The following is a 21,270-nucleotide window of genomic DNA, read 5'->3' on the forward strand; positions in this document are numbered from 1 at the left end:
ATCCTATACCGCTAACGCTTTGACTAAAATAAGATGCCTTATCTTAGTATTATCTTGTATTAGCATACCTTTCGGTATGTTATCCATGTGTATAGGGCAGGTTACCCACGCGTTACTCACCCGTCCGCCGCTAGAATCAAAGAGCAAGCTCTTATCTCCTCGCTCGACTTGCATGTGTTAGGCACGCCGCCAGCGTTCATCCTGAGCCAGGATCAAACTCTCAAAATAAACTTCGTTTATATCGCCAACGAAATCAAAGATTTCCGTTGCTCAAAATAAACTTGGCTTCATGTTTTATATCCAGAATCACATGGTGTGATTCATTATAACCTACTGTTTAATTTTCAAAGTTCATTTTATTATTTGTCCTTATCGAAGACAAGTAATAATATATCATTTTAAATTTACATTGTCAACACTTTTTTATATTTTTTTATTTATTTTTTATTATGTTTTATTTTTTTATATATTATACTTCATTAAATTCATTGATTTAAGTGTATTTTATTTAATTAACTATTATAAATACTTTTTGCTTTATCTTGCCAAAGGGAATGTATTGAATTTTCAGAAGATTTATGTTATAATTTTTTATAGCTATAAAAAATTATATTTTTAGGGGGGGAAATCTTTATAATGTCAAAAGTAAAAAGAAAAGCTAATTTAGTTGAAGCTCTTATTCCTATTTTTTGTTTAATTTTATTTTTAGGGGTTGCAGTATTTAACTTTAAAGCTTCACCACATATTCCTTTAATAGCTGGCGCAATAGTTGCTGCTCTTATGGCTAGCATTCGACTTGGATATTCATGGGGAGAACTTGAAGAAGGTGTTTTGAAAACAATCAATATGGCAATGCAAGCAATATTAATTCTTATGATAGTAGGTACCATAGTTGGAACATGGATATTAAGTGGTGTAGTTCCTACAATGATTTACTACGGACTAAAGATATTGTCTCCTGGAATATTTTTAGTTGCTACTTGTATAATATGTTCTATTGTTGCTCTTGCTACAGGTTCATCTTGGACTACAGCTGGTACTGTAGGTATTGCTCTTATAGGCGTTGGGCAAGGTCTTGGTATTCCTAATTATATAGTTGCAGGTGCAATCATATCTGGTGCTTATTTCGGAGATAAAATGTCTCCTTTGTCTGATACTACAAATCTTGCTCCTGCCATGGCAGGTACTAATTTATTTGACCACGTAAAACACATGGTATTTACAACAGGCCCATCTTTACTAATAGCTCTTATTATTTACGGATTTATAGGTATAAAATATGCAGGTAAAAACCTTGATCCTTCTTCAATAAATCAAATTCTAACTGCATTATCATCTAATTTCAATATTAATCTTTTACTATTTATACCTCCAATTTTGGTAATTGCAATGGTTGTTATGAAAGTTCCTGCTATACCTGGTCTTATTGGAGGATCTGTTGTTGGAGGATTATTTGCAGCAATATTCCAAAAATCTTCAATAGGAGACATAATAAATGCAGCTCATTATGGATTCACATCTGAAACTGGAGTAGAAGCAGTTGATAATTTATTAAGTCGTGGTGGACTTGATGGAATGATGTGGACTGTATCGCTTATATTATGTGCATTAACGCTTGGTGGCATACTTGAAAAAACAGGAATGCTTGAAGTAATAGCAGAAAGTATATTAAAGCTTGCTAGAGGAACTGGTGGTCTTGTTGTAGCTACTATATTCTCATGTATATTTGTAAACTTAGTTACAGGAGAACAATACCTATCTATAGTTATACCAGGTAGAATGTATAAAGATGCTTATAGAAAAAAAGGGCTTCATCCTAAAAATCTATCAAGAGCACTTGAAGATTCAGGTACTTTAACATCTCCACTCATTCCTTGGAATACATGTGGTGCATATATGTTTGCAACGCTTGGAGTAAATCCGCTTGCATACTTACCATTTGCATTTATGAACTTAATCAACCCTTTAGTATCTATATTCTATGGATTTACAGGTATTACAATGGAAAAACTTCCACCAGAAGAAATGTTAAAAGACGATCTTGTTATAGAATAGATTTAAGAGCCTTTTGGGCTCTTAATTTTTTTATTAAAAATCCTCTTAAAATCATATAATTCTTATGAGGAGGCATATTTATGAAAACTATAATATTATCTATAATTTTAATTGCTTCATCCATATTTCTAAAAAAACGTTTTTTTAGAAATACTAATTTCAATTTTACTTATTTACATACAAAGTATATTAATTAGTTATTCTTTTTACTTGTTGTATTAAAAATAAATAATACACATAATTTAATGTTAAAATGTGAGTTATTAAGTTTCCTTTTAAATACAATAACATTTAATCAAACAATAGGTATTATTCTTCATTCAAAATTTATGAAAGATAATAAAGTGCAAAATAAGTTTTAAAAATGAATTCATAGAAAATATTAAGTAAATTTACTCAAAATTTAGTTATAATATTAATAAGGAGGTGCACCTTATGAAAATAAAATATTTGGGTCATTCTGCTTTTTTTATCCAAACTGATGCTTTTAATATTTTGATAGATCCATATATAAAAGATAATCCTATATGTCCTATTTCTTTAAACGATCTTCCTAAAATAGACTACATATTAGTTACTCATGGTCATTCAGACCACCTAGGAGATACAATAATACTGGCTAAAAAACACAACAGTACTATAATATGTAATTTTGAAATATATCTATATTTATCTAAATACAACATAAAGTGTAATCCTATGCATATAGGAGGGAAAATAACGTCAGAATTTGGAAAGGTAAAAATGACTCCTGCTCTTCATGGATCTAGTATTTGCGAAGGTACACATGTATTATATGGAGGTAATCCATGTGGTTTTTTACTTGAAATAGAAGGAAACAAAATATATCATGCAGGGGATACAGGTCTTACTGTGGATATGAAGCTTTTAGAAGATGAAATTATAGATTTAGCTTTGCTTCCTATAGGTGGAACATTTACTATGGATATTAAAGATGCTTTAAAGTCTATAGATTTTATTAAGCCAAAAACAGTAATTCCTATGCATTATAATACCTTTGATGCTATAAAAGCAGACCCTAAAAAATTAAAAGAAAAAGTTACTTCTTGCACTATAAACATACTAAAACCAGGAGAAGAATTATTAGTATAAAATAAAAACAAATATAACTAAAGGGTACGTTACAAAAATAATAAAACTACACAAAAGTGTAGTTTTATTATTTTAATAACTCATCTATTCTATTTCTATCAAACCCTAGAACTTCTTCTCCTTCTATTACTATAACTGGTACTGACATATACCCCATCTTCATTAATTTTTTTCTAGCATCAGGATCTTCAGATACATTATGCTCTATATATTCTATATTCTTTTCTTTGAAATAGTCCTTAGCCATATTACAATATCCACATGTATTACTTGTATATATTTCTACTGGTTTATTCATATTAAAAATCCTCCTTTTAAATCTTATTATATAGATTTCCTAAAAAAATAGTTTTAAACATATTTTTTAATTTATTAAAAAATTATATATACATATAATTATTGATATAACTTATAAAGTTTTGAATTTTGGTTAAAATAATAAATAATTTAAATACAGTAACAACAACTGAATTATCTACTATTTAAAATTATTTAAATATATTATAAAATAAATTTACCTTATAAATATAATATACCCACTTTAAAGATAGATATATATTTAATTTTATAGTAAAATTTATCTATCTGCTTACATAAATATATATTTGTAAATAAAACTTCACCTTAATGTTTAATTTTATAAAAATAGGGGGATTTTCTATGAAAAAAGTTTTAATACTATCTGCCTCTACCGGTGGAGGACATAATAGAGCAGCTAAAGCAATTCAAACAGAACTTTTAAATAAAAATATTGAATGTGAAATAGTTGATAGTCTAAAGTTTGTAAGTCCAACAATGGATAAAATCATATCTAAAGGATATGAGAAATCAGCTATGTATACACCTAAAGCATATGGTACTATATATAAAATTTCAGATTTAAAAATAACTAAAAATGATATAAAAAGTAATTTAATTTTAAGCTATATGATTAAAAAACTAAAAAAACTGATTTTCCAAAAAAAACCAGATGCCATAATAGGAACTCATCCTTTCCCTTTAATGGCTGTATCCAACTTGAAAAAGAATGATATAATAGATATTCCTACAATATCTATCTTAACTGATTATACTATTCATTCTACTTGGATTCAAAATGAAATAGATTGTTATGTAGTAGGAGATGAATTTGTTAAATACCTTTTAATGGAAGAAGGCATAGATAAAAGTAAAATATATCCTTATGGAATTCCTATCGAAAAATCATTTTTAACAGATAATAAAGAAGAAATTAGAAAAGAACTTAATTTAGATAATAAATTTACTATATTATTAATGGGTGGAAGTTTCGGAGCAGGTAATATAAGAGAAGCTTTTTTAGACCTTTTAGAAATAGATAAGGATTTTCAAATTATAGTTGTCACAGGAAGAAATATTTCTTTAAAAGAAAAAATAGAAAAAACATTAAATAACTATAAAACAAATAAAAAAGTTGCTGTTCTTCCTTTTACAAATAAAATGAATGATATCCTATCCATTTGTGATATTCTTATTACAAAACCAGGTGGGCTTACAACTACAGAGGCATTGTTAAAAGAAGTTCCAATGATAATACCTTATTATATACCAGGCCAAGAAGAAGAGAATCTAGACTTTCTTTTAAATAGCGGGGTTGCTTTAAAGACAAGTGAAAAATGTGATTTAAAAATTTTAGTTAGACTTTTAATAGAAAATCCTACTCGATTAAATGCCTTAAAAAGTAACATTAAAATTATAAAAAAATTAAACTCTGCTGAAAATATATCAAACTTAGTTGAATTAAAATTAAATGAAATAAAATCTTTATGTTAAAAAAGCCGATTAAAATAACGGCTTTTTATTTATTTAAAGTTTTTAATATTCATAATCTGGCTCATAAAAATCTTCTTCATAATCATATTGAAAGTTTTTATAATTGTTTTTAAATGCAGAGTTTTTTGTTTTATTATATTTCATCTTATTAGTTTTTACCTTTTTTTTAATTAAAATATCTAAATATTCTTTATAATCATAATTGTTGTTTTCTTTCCCTTTAGTTTTTATTTTTTTACTCATTTTTTCTTTCATAGCTTTGTGTTCTTCAAAATCCATAAAGACTTTCATGTCTACACCTCTACTCTAAATTTTTAAACGAATAATACAAAAAACCAAGGCTGAAGCCTTGGTTTTTATAGTTCTCTTCTTCCTTCTAGTGCTTTTGATATAGTCACTTCATCTGCATATTCTAAATCTCCCCCAACCGGAAGGCCATGGGCTATTCTTGTTACTTTTATGCCTAATGGCTTTATAAGCCTAGCTAAATACATAGCAGTAGCTTCTCCTTCAATAGTTGGGTTTGTAGCTAATATTATTTCTTTTACAGATTCATTGTTTAATCTTTCAATTAATTCTTTTATTTTTATCATATCAGGCCCTACTCCATCCATAGGAGATATAACTCCATGAAGAACATGATACTTTCCTCTAAATTCTTTAGTTCTCTCCATAGCAGCTACATCTCTTGGATCTTCAACTACACATATAACTTCTTCATTCCTATTATCATTAGAACAAATGCTACAAGGATTTTTATCTGTTATATTGCAGCATACTGAGCAATACCTTATCTGTTGCTTTGCCTCAAGTATTGCATTAGAAAGGCCTTTAACCTCTGATATATTCATATTAATCACATGAAAAGCAAGTCTTTGAGCTGTTTTCCTTCCTATTCCAGGAAGCTTTGAAAACTCCTCTATAAGCCTTGATATTGGTCCAGAATAAGTTTGCATATACTCACCTACTAAAATAGTCCCGGTATATTAAGTCCACCTGTTAATTTAGACATTTGAGAATTTACCATTTCATCTGCACTTCTTAATGCTTCATTTACAGCTGATAATATTAAATCTTGAAGCATTTCTATATCATCAGGATCTACAACTTCTTCTTTTATCATTATATCTAATATTTCTTTTTTTCCATTAGCTTTAACAATAACTGCTCCTCCACCAACAGAAGCCTCTACTTCTTTTTCTTCAAGCTCTGATTGCATTTTTTCCATTTGCTTTTGCATCTTTTGAACTTGTTTTAACATATTATTCATGTTACCAGGCATTCCTCCTGGAAATCCCTTTCTAGCCATAATTTAACCTCCTTTTAAAATCACTTTAAACTATATTATATCATATAATAATATATACTAAATCTCCTTAATAGAATTTTTTACTTCTATTATATCTTTAGCAAACATATCTTCTAGAATTTTTATTCCTTTATCTTCTTTTTCTTCTTTAAAATCTATTAATTCAGATTTTAATGATATTTTTACTTTTAAATTTTGATTAGTTACTTCATTTATGACCTTTTCTATATAATTTTTATTTTCATCTCTACTTAATCTATCTTTAATGAATTTAAACTCATCATTAAATATCAAGCCAAGTATATTTCCTTGTATGTTAAAATTTTTTACTTCTCTTAACATTGCCTGAACTGACATATTTTTATCCTTTTTCATATAAGATAAAATTTCAGGCCATAATTTTTCTATTTCTTCAACATTTGGGTCTTTAATATCTCTTACTATATTTTTTTTATTTATTTTTGCTTCTTCATTTTTTGAATCTGATACAGTAGTTGTTTTTACTATATTAACTCCATTATTAATTATACTTTCTATTTTATTTATTCTTTTTAAAATAGACTCACTACTTCCATCTAAAATTGGTTGAGATAATTTTATAATAGTTATTTCAGCTAAAATTCTAGGATTCGATGAATACTTTATATTACTTTGAGTATCCGATAATATATTTATTATCCTTATTATATTATTTAACTCTATTTTATTAGATTGCTTTCTTAAAATATCTATAGTTTCAATAGGAAGATTTATTATTTCATTTAATTCACTAGAAACTTTACATATCATTAAATTTCTAAAGTGATCTACCAAATCATCTAAAAAATGTTTTATATCTTTTCCCCAAATGACCAATTCATTTAAAAGTTCAAGTCCACTTTTAGTATCTTCATTTATAATATAATCACTCATTTTAAATAAAAAGTCTATATTTACAGTACCAAGTAGACTTACAACATCTTCATACTCAACCTTGCTTTCACTATAAGAGATACACTGATCAAGTATACTTAAAGCATCTCTTAGAGCTCCTCCTGAGTTTCTAGCTATTAAATTAAGAGCTTTTTCATCTACCTCTATATTGATATCACTACATATATTTTTCATTCTTGTAATAATATCATCTACTTGTACTCTTTTAAAGTCAAATTTTTGACATCTAGATAAAATAGTTGCAGGTATTTTATGAGGTTCTGTTGTCGCTAATATAAATATTATATAAGAAGGAGGTTCTTCAAGGGTTTTTAAAAGAGCGTTAAATGCTCCTTGAGATAGCATATGTACCTCATCTATTATATATACTTTATATCTTCCCTTTGTAGGAGGATATTTAACATTTTCTCTTAGCTCTCTTATATCATCTACTCCATTGTTAGATGCTGCATCTATTTCTATTACATCCATAATATTGTCAGTAAGAATACCTTTACAAACTTCACATTCATTACAAGGCTCTTTATCTTTTGGATTTAAACAATTAACAGCTCTTGCAAATATTTTAGCAGTAGATGTTTTTCCAGTTCCCCTTGTTCCTGAAAATAAGTATGCATGAGCTATATTATTATTTTCTATTTGGTTTTTTAATGTTTTGGTTACATGTTCTTGTCCTATAACGTCTTTAAAATTTAACGGCCTATAAACTCTGTATAATGCCTTATGCATAAAATCACCTCTGAAAAATCAAAACTATGTCTTATTATATTATATAATAAAAGATTTTTTAAGGTTGATTTTTTAAAATTTGCTATCGACTAAAAAAAAGACTTCTATGGGGGAAAGAAGTCTTTTAAATAGGGGAGAAATTAAAAATATAATTTTTATTTTCATATATAATTATTTCCACTTATTTTGATTTTATACCCAAAATTAAAAAATCCCTTTAAAAAGGGATTTGTTTTTTTATATTAAATGCTGTGCACCATCCTTTGTTCTAATCTCATAGACGTTACCTAAACAGTTAGCTCAATTTAGGCACCCCTGCGGCACATGAAAGTAATCACTTACCGTTGCTTCCTTCCGGACCTGGCGGGGTTCGTGAGCTTTCATTGCGCAGGACCCAAATATCATCACCACTTATCTAGGGCAGCTCTACAAGAGTTAGACCTCTAGATGGACTTAAACCCTGCTATAGCGGATTGCAGGTTACAAGGCACCGCTACCTCCCCGTCTAGCACAGCAAACTTATAAACTTTATTAATTTTTGTTGGCGGAGAGAGCGGGATTCGAACCCGCGATACGGTTTCCCGTATACACGCTTTCCAGGCGTGCTCCTTAAACCAACTCGGACATCTCTCCTTATCGCTTTCTTAACTTTTTAAAAAATCTTTTTAATATTCTTGAAGATTTATCTTCTAATACTCCAAAAGTTATATCTATATTATTATTATTTAAATATTCTTTTTTAAGCTCTAATTTATATTTACAATCTAAAGACTTTGTATCTCTTGCTCCTATTACTAATTTCTCTACTCTAGACTGTATTATTGCTCCTAAGCACATAATACAAGGCTCCATAGTTACATATAAACTACATCCTACTAGTCTCCAACCACCTAATACACTTGAAGCTTCTCTTATTGCAAGTATTTCCGCATGAGCTGTGGCATCTTTAAGAATTTCTCTAAGGTTGTGAGCCCTAGCTATTATTTTATTATCTTTTACTATAACAGCTCCTACTGGAATTTCTTCTTTTAAATATGCTTTATACGCTTCCTTAAGAGCTTCTTTCATATAAAAAGATTGATTCATTTTCCCTCCTAGCAACATGGTGCACCTGAGAGGATTTGAACCTCCGACCAACGGTTTAGGAAACCGCTGCTCTATCCAGCTGAGCTACAGGTGCTCAAACTTGACAATTTCTATAATATCATATTTATCAATATAATTCAACTTATTTGTTTAGTAAATTTAAGTATATATTGTAAATTATATACATTTGATAACCACCCCTAATTATTTAGGGGCAGTTATTTTTATTTATTTTACAGTTATCTTTTCTACTCCACCCATGTATCCTCTTAGAACTTCTGGAACTATAACTGATCCATCAGCTTGTTGATAATTTTCAAGTATTGCTGCAACTGTTCTACCTATAGCAACTCCAGATCCATTTAGTGTATGAACGTATTCTGCTTTAGCTTTCTTATCTCTTTTAAATCTTATTCCTGCTCTTCTTGCTTGGAAATCTTCAAAATTTGAACAAGAAGATATTTCTACATATCTATTATAACTTGGCATCCAAACTTCTATATCATATTTAAATGCTGCTGTAAACCCTAAATCTCCTGTACATATTTTAACTACTCTATAAGGAAGTCCTAACATTTGAAGAACTTTTTCTGCATTATTTGTAAGTTTTTCAAGTGTTTCATAAGAATCTTCTGGTTTTGTAAAATGAACTAATTCTACTTTGTTAAATTGATGCTGTCTTATAAGCCCTCTTGTATCTCTTCCAGCTGATCCTGCTTCTGATCTAAAGCATGGTGTATAAGCACAATATTTTATAGGAAGATTATCTCCATCTATTATTTCATTTCTATGGATATTTGTAACTGGAACCTCTGCTGTTGGAATTAAAAAATATTCTTTTCCTTCAAGCTTAAACATATCTTCTTCAAATTTTGGAAGTTGTCCAGTTCCAGTAAAGCTATCTCTATTTGCTATGAATGGTGGTAAAACTTCTGTATATCCATGTTCACTTGTATGAGTATCTAAAAAAAAGTTTATTATTGCTCTTTCAAGTCTAGCTCCTAAATCTCTATATAAAGTAAATCTTGAACCTGTTATTTTCCCTGCAGTTTCAAAATTTAATATATTTAAATCAGTTCCAATGTCCCAATGAGCTTTTGGTTCAAAGTCAAATTTTGTTGGTTCTCCCCATCTTCTTATTTCTACGTTGTCATCATCTGTAGTTCCTTGTGGAACATTAGGGTTAGGTACATTTGGTATTCTCATTAAATTATATTCAATTTCTTCTTCTACTTCTTTAACTTTCTCATCAAGTTCTTTTATTTTATCAGAAAGTTCTTTTAATTTAGCCATTATTTCAGTAGTATCTTTTCCTTCTTTTTTAAGTCTAGGTATTTCTTTAGATGCTACATTTTGCTCATTTTTCATTTGCTCAACTTCTTGAAGAAGCTCTCTTCTCTTATCATCAAGCTTTACTACTAAATCTAAATCAAAATCTTTTTCTCCACGTCTTGCCATGGCTTTTTTAATTTCATCTAAATCTTTTCTTATTCTTTTTATATCTAACATTACTAAACCTCCTTAAAATTTATGTATAAAAACAAAAAACTTTCGCCCCTATAAAGGGACGAAAGTTTTATTCTTCCGCGTTGCCACCCTGATTGGTTAATATTAACCCTCTCAAAGTCTTTAACGGCGACCACCGATCAAACCTACTTAGTTTCAGCTTGACAGCTCCAGAATGGATTCAAAAACAATTGACATGAGTTCTCACCAACCACTCACTCTCTGAAGACAATAAATTTTTTACTATTTTCCTTCACAGCTTTTTAATACTTATTATGAACTATTTGCTCTATATTATACTTATTTTTAGAAATTATTTCAAGCACAAAATTTATTTTTAATAATTTTCACAGTGCATTTCAAAGTAGTCTTGTTCTACCTTACAAGTTGGACATAGCTTTGGAGCCGATTCTCCTTCATGTATATATCCACAAACTCTACATTTCCACTCAACCTTACTATCCTTTTTAAATACTTTATTTTCTTCAACATTTTTAGCAAGCTTTAAGTATCTATCTTCATGTTTAGCTTCAACTTTTGCTATCATCTTAAAAGATACTGAAACATCTTTAAATCCTTCTTCTTCAGCTATTTTAGCAAATTCCGGATATAATTTATCCCATTCTTCATTTTCTCCCATGGCAGCAGCTTTTAAGTTATCTAAAGTACTTCCTATTGCAACCGGATATGTAGCACTAATATCTACTGGACAAGGGAATTCTTCTCCTTCTAGTCCTTCTCTTAAATGATTAAAGAATATTTCAGCGTGAATTTTTTCATTATCTGCTGTTTCTAAGAATAACTCTGCTATTTGATCATATCCTTCTTCCATTGCTTTTTCAGCATAAAAAGTATATCTATTTCTTGCTTGAGACTCCCCTGCAAAAGCCTTCATTAAGTTTTCTAAAGTTTTTGTTCCTTTTAAACTCATAATAAAATCCTCCCAATTAATAAAAATTTTATTCAAAACACATATTTATTTTATTCCCCTACAAACTATATTATAAACATATTATCCTATAATTTTAAATATAAACTTAAAAATTTATTTTTCTTTATCTTCTTTTACCTGCTTATGGTACACAACTCTTTGAGGATACGGTATTTCTATACCATTTTTATCAAATTCATATTTTATTTTTTCCATTAGCTTATAGTATACTTCCCAGTAATCTTCTGTTTTTACCCATGGCCTTGCAGCTATATTAACACAACTATCAGCAAGTTCATGAACTCCTATTATAGGTTGTGGGTCTTTTAATACTTTTTCTTCTTCATTAAATACTTTTTCTATAATATTTTTTGCAGTTTTTATATCACTATCATAAGATATTCCAAATATAAAATCTATTCTTCTTTTATCTTGAAATGTAAAATTTATTATATTCTCCGCTGTAAGTTTAGAATTAGGAACTATTATTGTTTTATTGTCAGGAGTTTTTAGTATTGTATTAAATATCTGAATTTCAACTACTGTCCCTTCAGTACCTGCTCCTTGTATATAATCATTTGTTCTAAAAGGGTTAAATATTAATATCAAAATACCTGATGCAAAATTTGAAAGAGAATCTTGAAAAGCAAGTCCTATAGCAAACCCTGATGCACCAAGAACTGCTATAAAAGATGTAGTGGACATGCCCAGCTTATTTAAAGCAGATACCCCTACAAACACAAGGCAAAGTACATAAACAATTTGAGATATAAATGAAACTAAAGACACATCTATATTTGATTTTTTAAGAAATTTTATTGTTACTTTTTTTATCTTTTTAGAAGCATATATCCCTATAATAATTATTAAAATAAAACCTAAAATATTAAATCCATAATTTGCAACATATCTTGTAATATCAACTTGAATGTCTTCTAGAATCTTTAATGTCTTCATAAATCATTCTCCTTTAATATATTTTAGAAAAAAATTCGCTTCATGCTATCGCATGGCTCATGTCGCCAACGAGTCCTAACGGACTCCGTTGCTCAAAATAGTTGATGATGTAGTACTTTTAGCAATGTTATCCATAATTCAAAAGGATTATAATTTCTTATTCGTTATAAAAAGCCCTATTATTGTAAAAACAATATAGGACTTTTTTATAACTACATAACAGGTTCTTTAAGTTTTTCTAGAACATCACCTAATTCATTTATATATTGTCCATATTTAGAAAAATCTCCATTTTTTATAGATTCTTGAGCTTTTTTATAAATATCATTTGCTTTTTTAATTAATTCGTCTTTACTTAAATCTATTGTATCCTCATCAGTTATATCTGGTAAAGTAACATCCTGAGTTCCTTTAAACATAGCATTTAATGCATCTTCTAAAGTATCTTTCATAACTACTTTATCTTTGTATGCCACAAATATTTTTTCCACAGCAGGTATACTATTTTTAGAATCTGATTTTATATAAAGAGGCTCAACATATAAAATTGAGTTTTCAATTGGTATAGTTAAAAGGTTTCCTCTTATAACCTTAGAGCCTCCTGTGTTCCACTGTGTTAAGTCTTTAGATATTTCAGGATCCTTATCAATTTTTGCTTCTATCTGCTCAGGTCCTAATATATTTTTTTCTTTAGGGAACTTATAAACTATAAGTTCTCCATAATTATCTTTATCATTTCTTGCAACAAATAAAGCTGTCATATTTTGCTTTCCTCTTGGAGTATAAGGTATTGTTAATAAAAATTCTACTTCATCTTCCTTTGGAAGTTTAAATGTAATATAGCTTGATTCTATATCTTCTGATTCTTTTTCACCTTTTCTAGCTTCTTTTGCAACATCCCATTTATCTTCTTTATTATAAAATACTCCAGTATCCTTCATATGATAAGTTTCGTATACCTTAGCCTGTATATCAAATAATGTTTGAGGATATCTTATATGTTCTTTTAATTCATTTGGCATTTTATCTATTGATTTAAATAGATTTGGAAAAATCTTCGAATATGTGCTTATTATAGGATCACTTTTATCTACTAAATAAAAGTCAGTATCTCCATCATAAGCATCTATAACTACTTTAAAAGAATTTCTTATATAGTTTATTCCACTATCTGAATAAGGCTGAGAATATGGATATTTAGAAGTATATGTATATCCATCTATTATCCAATAAAGCTTTCCATTTGCTAAGACTATATAAGGATCTTGATCAAAAGATAAAAACGGTGCTATTTTGTTAACTCTATCTTTTATGTTTCTATTTAATATTATTTTACTATCTGAATTTATACTTCCTGCTACTAAAAACTTTAAGCTCTTTTGATCTATTGCATATAAAAGTCTGTTAAATGGATTTAGCTTTATTCCTGCTTTTCCTTCATACTCTGTAAAAGCATTTGTTTCTCCCTTTGGATAGTCAAATTCCTTTTCTGATGTATTGGTAACTATATAATCATTTGTAAGTTCTCCAAAATATATTTCAGGTCTTGTAACTTTTAAACTAGCAATACTTGATACTGGTGGTATATTTTTTATTATCATGTTAGGTTCTCCACCAGGAGTTATTTCATTGACAGGAGACATAGTTATACCATATCCATGTGTATATTTTATATGCTGGTTAAGCCATGTTTTTGCTTGATTTTCAAGTTTTTCTTTATTTATTTCCCTTGGAGATAAGAACATTTGAGTTAGTTTTCCATCTATCATATATCTGTCTATATCAACATCATTAAAGGTATAATATGTCCTTATACTTTGAAGTTGATTATAAGTTTCTTTAGTTGGTCTATAATCGTTTATACTTATATTTTTTAAAGTTTGCTCATTTTTTAATATATCATTCATTGTTATATTTTGTTCTGCTAAAAAATTTTCTTCTTTTACTTTATCTAAGTTATAAGCTTTTTTAGTATATTCTATATTATATTCTAAAAATTTTTTCTCCTTAGCAATCTCATTAGGAGATACTATAAAGTTTTGAACTCCACTTTCAACTAAAGAAGATCCTATACTTAGAATTATTAAAAGAATTGGTCCAATTAAAGCTGTTCTTAGCTTTTTTCTTTTATAAGCGATTATTACAAATATAGCTGAAGCTATTCCTATTATTGCTTGAAGTCTATATACCAATAAACTTACTTTTACATCTGTATAACTTGCTCCATAGGCAACTCCTCTTGGAGAATATAAAAGATTAAAGGATGCTAGATAGCTTTTAATGGCTATTACTAGAAAAAACATAACTCCTATAATAGCTATTTGATTTAAAGCTAAATTTACTACATTTTCAATTGTATATTTAAAGTTAGAAAAATCATTTATATTTCTTACATTGTCAAAACCTTCAAATTTATTAAATTTTTTAAATGATGCTAATATAAGATAATATATAATTGTTACTATAAATAAAAACATTAAAAGCCCTATTAATATATTTAGTATTTGATTTATTAAAGGTAATTTAAATACATAATATGATATGTCTTTATTAAATATAGGATCTTTTATATTAAAAGATGTAGATCTTTTGAATTGAAGTATTTCCATCCAAAGACTAGATGCTATTCTTGTACTAAAAAGTAAAGATATAAACATCGATCCTACAATTGTTATTGCATTTATAGGTTTTTCTTCACTTTTGTTAGATATAATACTCATATGGGAGTAATAACTCTTTTTTATACTAATTAAATATAAATATACAACAAAACTTAGTATAAAAAATAAAGGAATTCCTATGTAAAGCTTTGAAAATATTTGTTTTATAAATGTATCTGTGTACCCAACTTCTTTAAACCAGCTATAATCTGCTAAGAAAGTTACTATTTGAGAAAAAAATCCAATAGCAGTAACTATGATTAGTATAAGAAGTGCTGTAAATATTTGTTTTGATCTAGTCACACTTATCCCCCTCTCATTTTTAGAAAATAATCCATATAATAAGTTTTATTATTAGTATATCAAAAAATATATTTAATATATACGTAAATTATTTATATTTAAACAATATTTTATAGAAAAAGTCGATAGCTATAAAACTATCGACTTAACTATTAAGCTTCATATCTCCATATTTTATATATCCTTTTTTTCTCATAAATTCAGATATTATTATAGTAAGAACTGCTGGAAGAATAAAATGAAGAATTACTATATTGTTTATGGAGTTTTTTCCCATTACCGCTATAGTTGAAATTTGCCCAACAAGTCCACTAGTTCCCATTCCAGCTCCTATGCTATTTGTTTCCATTTTAAATATGGTAGTAGATAAGGGCCCTAAAATCCCACTTGCAAGTATAGGTGGTATCCAAATAAGTGGGTTTTTGATAATATTTGGAACTTGAAGCATTGAAGTTCCAAGTCCTTGTGCTATAAATCCTCCAAATCCATTTTCCCTATAAGAAGAAACTGCAAATCCTATCATTTGAGTACAGCATCCAACAAGTGCTGCTCCTGCTGCAATACCATTAAGCCCCAAAGCAATAGAAAGTGCTGCTGAACTTATAGGAAGAGTTAATATCATTCCCATTGTAATAGATAATATTATTCCCATAGGTATAGGCTTAAGCTCTGTAGCTTTATTTATAAAAGTTCCTAATCCCGTCATTATTGATGATACTACAGGTGCTATAAATATTCCTACAAATCCCCCAATAATTATAACAACTGCAGGAATTAATACTATATCTACCTTTGTTTTACCTGAAATTAATTTTCCTATTTCTGCTCCTATTAATGATGCAACAAATGCGCCTACTGGATCTCCTATTTTAAGTACTGCTCCAGCCTCTGTTAAATTAACAGTTTGGGCACCTATCCCTCCAGTTATTAAAGATGCAAATATTACAAGAGGAGGAGCTCCTAATGAATATGATACTCCTGCTCCTATTGCAGGTCCCATTAAAAACTGAGCAATTTTTCCGAATGTTGATATATGATTTAAATTAGATAAATCACCAATTTGCTTTAATATAAGCCCTATTATTAGTGATGAAAAAAGACCAAGAGCCATTCCATTTAAAGTTTTTGTTAAATAATCTCTCACAATATACCTCCATTATATTATTTTCATAGATATATCCAAAGATCTAAATGAATGAGTTAATGCTCCCATAGATATAACATTAACTCCAGTTTTAGCTACATCAACTATATTTTCTTCATCTATGTTTCCTGATGCTTCTAATGTGCTTTTTCCATTATTTATTTTTACTGCTTGTTTCATTTCTTCTATACTCATATTATCAAGTAGTATAATGTCTACATTTAAATCTAAAGCCTCTTTTAATTCATCTAAATTTTTAACTTCTAATTCTACTTTTACAGTATGACCTATTTTTTCTCTTATCTTATTTACAGCTTCTTTTATACTTCCTAAAACTTTTATATGATTATCTTTTATCATTACAGATTCAGATAGATTGTATCTGTGATTATATCCTCCCCCTATTTTTACAGCGTATTTTTCTAACACTCTTAAATTAGGAGTAGTTTTTCTTGTGTCTACTATTTTTATATTATATTCTTTCACTAAATTAACTATTTTATTAGTTTTAGTTGCTATTCCTGAAAGTCTTTGTATTATATTAAGAGATGTTCTTTCTCCCTTTAATAAATTTTTAGTATTTCCCTCAACTGTTGCTATTATATCTCCTTTTTTTACAAATTCACCATCTTTTCGTAACACGTGAAACTCTATTTTTTCATCTAATATAAAAAATACTCTTTTTGCTATTTCTATTCCACAGATGATGCCATCTTCTTTAGCTAAAAAATTTCCTTTTGAAATATGACTATCTTCTATTAGATTATCTGTTGTAATATCAATATAATTTATGTCTTCCATCAATGCATTTTTTATAATATTATCTATTATTATATTATTTATCATTTTTTAAACTCTCCTCTAATATTAATTTTGATATTATTGCCATATTTCTAGTTTCATAGTAGTTTACATTTTTTATATAATTATTATTTTTTAATTCTTTTATTATATAATTTATTTTTTTTATTCCTTCTTTTGCTTTATTCTTATTTAGATTCACAAAATAAGAACTTTGCATTATATTTTGTATATCTTTTTTATAGTTATTATCTAGCTCTATATTTCCATCTATATTTCTATATTTAGTTTCACAATTAATTTTTAATTCTATTTTATCTTTTTTATTTATGTCTTCTGCTGCTCTTCTTGAAAATACTAACCCTTCTAATAATGAGTTACTTGCAAGTCTATTATTCCCATGAACTCCCGTATGTGAGCATTCTCCTACTGCATATAATTTATCTATACTACTTTGACTATTTTTATCTACATCTATTCCTCCCATTAAATAATGATGAGAAGGATATACAGGTATTTTTTCTTTTGTAATATCTATTCCATACTTTAAGCAATTTTCATATATATTTGGAAATCTATTTTTTATAAATCCATCATCTTTATAAGATATGTCTAAATATATATTTTCAGATTTAGTCTCATTAATTTCTTTAATAATAGATTTTGATACTACATCTCTAGGAGAAAGTTCTTCTCTTTTATCGTATTTACTCATAAATCTTTCAAATTTATTATTTAATAAGAATGCACCTTCTCCTCTTACCGCTTCTGATATTAAAAATCTTTCATTATTTCCTATATTTAAAGCAGTTGGGTGAAATTGAATTAAGTTAAGCCCTTTTATATTAGCTCCTAGAATATGAGCCATGGCAATTCCATCCCCAGTTGATATAGATGAATTTGTTGTATATTTATATATTTTACCTATTCCACCAGTGGCAAGGACTAAATAGTTACATCTATAAATATAATTTTTATTATCTTTTAATATAGTTAATTTAAATAATTCATCTTTTTTTATATTAGCTAAAAATGCATTTTCTAATATTTCTATATTTTTTTTATTTTTTATATTTTTAATAAGTTTATCTATTATTTCCCTTCCTGTTTTATCTTTATGATGAACTATTCTTCTTTTACTATGAGCACCTTCTAGTGTTTTTAAAAGGTTACCTTCATTATCTTTATCAAAATCTACTCCTATATTTAGTAGTTTTTCTATATCTTTTGGCCCTTCTTTAACCATTATTTCTAGATGCTTTTTATTATTTTTATAATTTCCTGCGATTAATGTATCCTCAAAATGATATTTAAATCTATCATTTTCATCAAGTACAGAAGCTATTCCTCCTTGTGCTAATGAAGTATTATTTAAATCTAATTTATCTTTAGATAATAATAAAACTTTAAATTTTTCATCCAAATTAATACAAGTGTATAATCCTGCTATTCCAGAGCCAACAACAACAACATCATAAAACATTTTATCACCTTGCAAGTCTTATCATCTCTTCTATGCTATTTAACGCTTTAAGTCTTAAATTTTCTTCTATTTCTATATCTAATCCACCTTTTCCAGTTGCAGCATTATATACATCTTGTAGAGTTGTTTTTTTCATGTTTATACATATTAAACTTGGGGATAATAAATCAAATTTCTTGTCAGGGTTTAATTTTCTAAGAACATGTAAAACTCCTGTTTCTGTTCCAATTATTATTTTCTTTTTATCAAGTTTTCCTGCATATTCTATTATTTCAGATGTAGATCCAACAAAATCAGCAAGATTTACTACTTCTTCTCTACACTCTGGATGAACAAGTATCGGCACTTCTGGATATTTATTTTTAATATTTATTATTTCTTCTTTTTTTACTTTATCATGAACATTACAGTATCCGTTCCAAGATATTATATTCTTATCCTTTATTTTTTTAGATATATAGCTTCCTAAATTCATATCCGGAACAAATAATATATTTTTTTCCTCTAATGAATTTATTATTTTAATAGCAGTAGATGATGTTACGCAAACATCTGCATATGCCTTAACATCCGTAGTAGTATTTACATAAGCTACTACTTTAAAATCTGGATGATGCTTTTTAAATTCTATTATGTCCTGTGAAGTTATCATATGAGCCATGGGACATAGAGCTTCTTCTACTGGCAGTATTACTTTCTTTTGAGGAGATAGTATTTTTGTAGTTTCTGCCATAAATTTAACTCCACAAAAAATAACAGTTTCACAATCAATTTCTTTAGAAAGCTTGCTTAAATAAAAAGAATCTCCTATATAATCTGCAACCTGTTGAACTTCATGATTTTGATAATTATGAGCAAATATTTTAATATTTTTTTCCTTTTTTAATTTTGATATTTCTTCTAGCATAAATTTTTCATCCATTTTTCTTCCTCCTCATGAGTATATAAAATTAAATGTATATTCTTCTGTCTTGTCACCTGTTATAAAAAATATATCACCTTATTCACATTTTAGCAAGTATCCTTTTTCTTTTAGTTTTTTTACTATTTCTTCATAAATCTCTTTATTTTTTACTTCTATAGTGTGAAAATGTACTCCATTTGTTAAGCTGGATATTCCTTGAGAGTTTGTACTTTCTAATTCATATATAAATTCATCTAATTCTTTTCTTGAAGATATATTTATAATACCTCTTATTTCTCCATAAACAGGATGTTCTATAATTACATCTAATACTTTTCCTCCCATATCTACAATTATAGATAGTTCTTCTTTAATTTCTTCTATATTAGAATGATGCTTCGATGTTATAACTTTTACTATATTTTTATTTTCAAATTTAGGAAGTAAATATCCCTGAGGAGTTGCTATAATATTAAGACCCTTTGCTCTAAGTATTGCTATGTCTTGAACTATAACCTGTCTACTAACATTAAATTTATCTGCAAGGTCAGCTCCTTTTATAGGATTACTGTTTTTACTTAATATTTTTTCTATTTCTTTTCTTCTATTTAGAGTATCCATAAAAAACACCTCCATATTAAATTATACAAAAAACTGCCTATAAATACAGACAGTTTTTTTATTTATTTTCTAGATAGTATTTCTAAGCTACAAACTCCTTTTAGCTTTTTTACTTCTTGTATAAGTTCATCTATAGATACCTTCATATCCTTTGTATCTATTGTCAAAGTCAAACTTGCCACCTCATCTATTGGTATATTCTGATTTATTGTTATAATATTTCCACCTAAGTCTGCTACTTTATTTAGAACTCCTGATAAAACACCTTTGGTATGATCTAAAAAGAATGAAAGTGTTACTATATGGCCTAATTGATCATTTGTGCTTAAAAAAACGTAATCTTTATATTTATAAAAAGCTCCTCTACTTATTCCTATAACTTTTACAGCTTCTGTTACTTGGCTTACTTTTCCAGAGCTTAATATTTTTTTTACCTCAACAACTTTTTTATATATCTCCGGTACAACTTCTTCATCTATTAAATAAAATACTTTTTTTGTCAATTTACTTCCTCCTTGACTTTATCTTATGTACATATGTGTTCTTTATTTGGTATTACAAGATAATATCATAATTTAATACTTTATTCAATATACTAATTTTTACTTTTCATAAAAAAAAAGATTACGTGGCTACGTCCTACTCTCCCAGGAGGCTTCCCTCCAAGTACCATCGGCGCTAAGGAGCTTAACTTCTGTGTTCGGAATGGGAACAGGTGTATCCTCCTTGCTATTGTAACCACATAATCTTTATATATTTATTAATACTTTCAAAACTGCACAGATTAAATCAGGTCAAGTCCTCGACCTATTAGTATCCATAAGCTGAACTCATTACTGAGCTTACACCTTGGACCTATCAACCAGGTAGTCTTCCTGGGGTCTTACCCTTACGGTGGGAAATCTTATCTTGAGGTTGGCTTCGCGCTTAGATGCTTTCAGCGC

Annotated in this window: 19 protein-coding genes, 2 tRNA genes, 3 rRNA genes, 1 other RNA gene and 1 other annotated feature; of the genes, 3 read left to right on the forward strand and 22 right to left on the reverse strand. The window is 28.0% G+C overall.

Going from position 1 to position 21,270, the window contains the following annotated elements; translation table 11 throughout:
* Positions 1-228, reverse strand: a 16S ribosomal RNA gene (locus tag BUA77_RS08515); the annotation flags it as partial.
* Positions 229-636: 408 nt separating this feature from the next.
* Here BUA77_RS08515 and nhaC point away from each other — a divergent pair.
* Together nhaC and BUA77_RS08525 are read left to right on the forward strand one after the other, a co-directional pair.
* Positions 637-2,055: a Na+/H+ antiporter NhaC gene (gene nhaC, locus BUA77_RS08520; protein WP_072889199.1), complete on the forward strand. Its 1,419-nt coding sequence runs from the start codon at positions 637-639 to the stop codon at positions 2,053-2,055.
* A 435-nt stretch (positions 2,056-2,490) separates the two neighbouring features.
* Positions 2,491-3,168, forward strand: a complete 678-nt coding sequence (locus BUA77_RS08525) for a metal-dependent hydrolase (protein ID WP_072889201.1) — start codon at positions 2,491-2,493, stop codon at positions 3,166-3,168.
* 67 nt (positions 3,169-3,235) lie between these two features.
* On the opposite strand, the gene BUA77_RS08530 is transcribed toward BUA77_RS08525, so the two are convergent.
* Entirely contained in the window at positions 3,236-3,466 is a 231-nt protein-coding gene (locus BUA77_RS08530) for a glutaredoxin family protein (RefSeq protein ID WP_072889204.1), read from the reverse strand.
* A gap of 362 nt (positions 3,467-3,828) precedes the next feature.
* Here BUA77_RS08530 and BUA77_RS08535 point away from each other — a divergent pair, with 362 nt between their 5' ends.
* Complete coding sequence (locus BUA77_RS08535; protein WP_072889206.1) at positions 3,829-4,959, forward strand: MGDG synthase family glycosyltransferase; 1,131 nt, start codon at positions 3,829-3,831, stop codon at positions 4,957-4,959.
* 42 nt (positions 4,960-5,001) lie between these two features.
* Here BUA77_RS08535 and BUA77_RS08540 read toward each other — a convergent pair whose 3' ends face one another.
* The 20 genes from BUA77_RS08540 to BUA77_RS08635 all read right to left on the reverse strand — a co-directional run.
* Entirely contained in the window at positions 5,002-5,250 is a 249-nt protein-coding gene (locus BUA77_RS08540) for a hypothetical protein (protein ID WP_072889208.1), read from the reverse strand.
* A 65-nt stretch (positions 5,251-5,315) separates the two neighbouring features.
* Positions 5,316-5,915 carry a recombination mediator RecR gene (gene recR / locus BUA77_RS08545; RefSeq protein ID WP_072889210.1) on the reverse strand — a complete coding sequence of 200 codons (600 nt, stop codon included), beginning with the start codon at positions 5,913-5,915 and terminating at the stop codon, positions 5,316-5,318.
* An 11-nt stretch (positions 5,916-5,926) separates the two neighbouring features.
* Positions 5,927-6,268 (reverse strand): YbaB/EbfC family nucleoid-associated protein, encoded by a 342-nt coding sequence (locus BUA77_RS08550; RefSeq protein WP_072889212.1) that lies wholly within the window; start codon positions 6,266-6,268, stop codon positions 5,927-5,929.
* Positions 6,269-6,325: 57 nt separating this feature from the next.
* Positions 6,326-7,930, reverse strand: a complete 1,605-nt coding sequence (dnaX, locus tag BUA77_RS08555) for a DNA polymerase III subunit gamma/tau (RefSeq protein WP_072889214.1) — start codon at positions 7,928-7,930, stop codon at positions 6,326-6,328.
* 249 nt (positions 7,931-8,179) lie between these two features.
* Positions 8,180-8,444: signal recognition particle sRNA large type (ffs, locus tag BUA77_RS08560), an RNA gene on the reverse strand.
* Between the two features lie 28 nt (positions 8,445-8,472).
* A tRNA-Ser gene (locus tag BUA77_RS08565) sits at positions 8,473-8,563 on the reverse strand.
* Entirely contained in the window at positions 8,564-9,016 is a 453-nt protein-coding gene (locus BUA77_RS08570) for a nucleoside deaminase (RefSeq protein ID WP_072889216.1), read from the reverse strand.
* A 17-nt stretch (positions 9,017-9,033) separates the two neighbouring features.
* Positions 9,034-9,110: transfer RNA gene (locus BUA77_RS08575), tRNA-Arg, on the reverse strand.
* A gap of 134 nt (positions 9,111-9,244) precedes the next feature.
* Positions 9,245-10,525, reverse strand: coding sequence for a serine--tRNA ligase (serS, locus tag BUA77_RS08580; protein WP_072889218.1), 1,281 nt, complete (start codon positions 10,523-10,525; stop codon positions 9,245-9,247).
* A 51-nt stretch (positions 10,526-10,576) separates the two neighbouring features.
* Positions 10,577-10,788: a binding site (T-box leader), on the reverse strand.
* A gap of 71 nt (positions 10,789-10,859) precedes the next feature.
* Positions 10,860-11,453, reverse strand: a complete 594-nt coding sequence (rbr, locus tag BUA77_RS08585) for a rubrerythrin (protein ID WP_072889220.1) — start codon at positions 11,451-11,453, stop codon at positions 10,860-10,862.
* A gap of 114 nt (positions 11,454-11,567) precedes the next feature.
* A complete protein-coding gene (locus BUA77_RS08590) occupies positions 11,568-12,410 on the reverse strand; it encodes a mechanosensitive ion channel family protein (RefSeq protein ID WP_072889222.1) in 843 nt (280 codons plus the stop codon).
* A gap of 212 nt (positions 12,411-12,622) precedes the next feature.
* Positions 12,623-15,373 (reverse strand): UPF0182 family membrane protein, encoded by a 2,751-nt coding sequence (locus tag BUA77_RS08595; RefSeq protein ID WP_084605658.1) that lies wholly within the window; start codon positions 15,371-15,373, stop codon positions 12,623-12,625.
* A gap of 145 nt (positions 15,374-15,518) precedes the next feature.
* A complete protein-coding gene (locus BUA77_RS08600; RefSeq protein WP_278280564.1) occupies positions 15,519-16,517 on the reverse strand; it encodes a PTS transporter subunit IIC in 999 nt (332 codons plus the stop codon).
* 12 nt (positions 16,518-16,529) lie between these two features.
* The gene (nadC, locus tag BUA77_RS08605; protein WP_072889224.1) at positions 16,530-17,363 is read right to left on the reverse strand and encodes a carboxylating nicotinate-nucleotide diphosphorylase; all 834 of its coding nucleotides are present in this window, start codon (positions 17,361-17,363) and stop codon (positions 16,530-16,532) included.
* Complete coding sequence (locus BUA77_RS08610) at positions 17,353-18,801, reverse strand: L-aspartate oxidase (protein ID WP_072889235.1); 1,449 nt, start codon at positions 18,799-18,801, stop codon at positions 17,353-17,355. Before BUA77_RS08610 ends, nadC begins: the two co-directional genes overlap by 11 nt.
* Positions 18,802-18,805: 4 nt before the next feature.
* On the reverse strand, positions 18,806-19,723 hold the full coding sequence (gene nadA / locus BUA77_RS08615; RefSeq protein ID WP_072889226.1) for a quinolinate synthase NadA: 918 nt from the start codon (positions 19,721-19,723) through the stop codon (positions 18,806-18,808).
* Between the two features lie 78 nt (positions 19,724-19,801).
* Entirely contained in the window at positions 19,802-20,326 is a 525-nt protein-coding gene (locus tag BUA77_RS08620) for a transcription repressor NadR (protein ID WP_072889229.1), read from the reverse strand.
* Positions 20,327-20,388: 62 nt separating this feature from the next.
* On the reverse strand, positions 20,389-20,829 hold the full coding sequence (locus tag BUA77_RS08625; protein WP_072889231.1) for an ACT domain-containing protein: 441 nt from the start codon (positions 20,827-20,829) through the stop codon (positions 20,389-20,391).
* Between the two features lie 123 nt (positions 20,830-20,952).
* A 5S ribosomal RNA gene (gene rrf / locus BUA77_RS08630) occupies positions 20,953-21,069 on the reverse strand.
* Positions 21,070-21,116: 47 nt separating this feature from the next.
* Positions 21,117-21,270 (reverse strand): 23S ribosomal RNA (locus BUA77_RS08635); the annotation flags it as partial.

The sequence above is a fragment of the Tepidibacter formicigenes DSM 15518 genome, assembly GCF_900142235.1.
In the GTDB taxonomy this organism is placed as follows: domain Bacteria; phylum Bacillota; class Clostridia; order Peptostreptococcales; family Peptostreptococcaceae; genus Tepidibacter; species Tepidibacter formicigenes.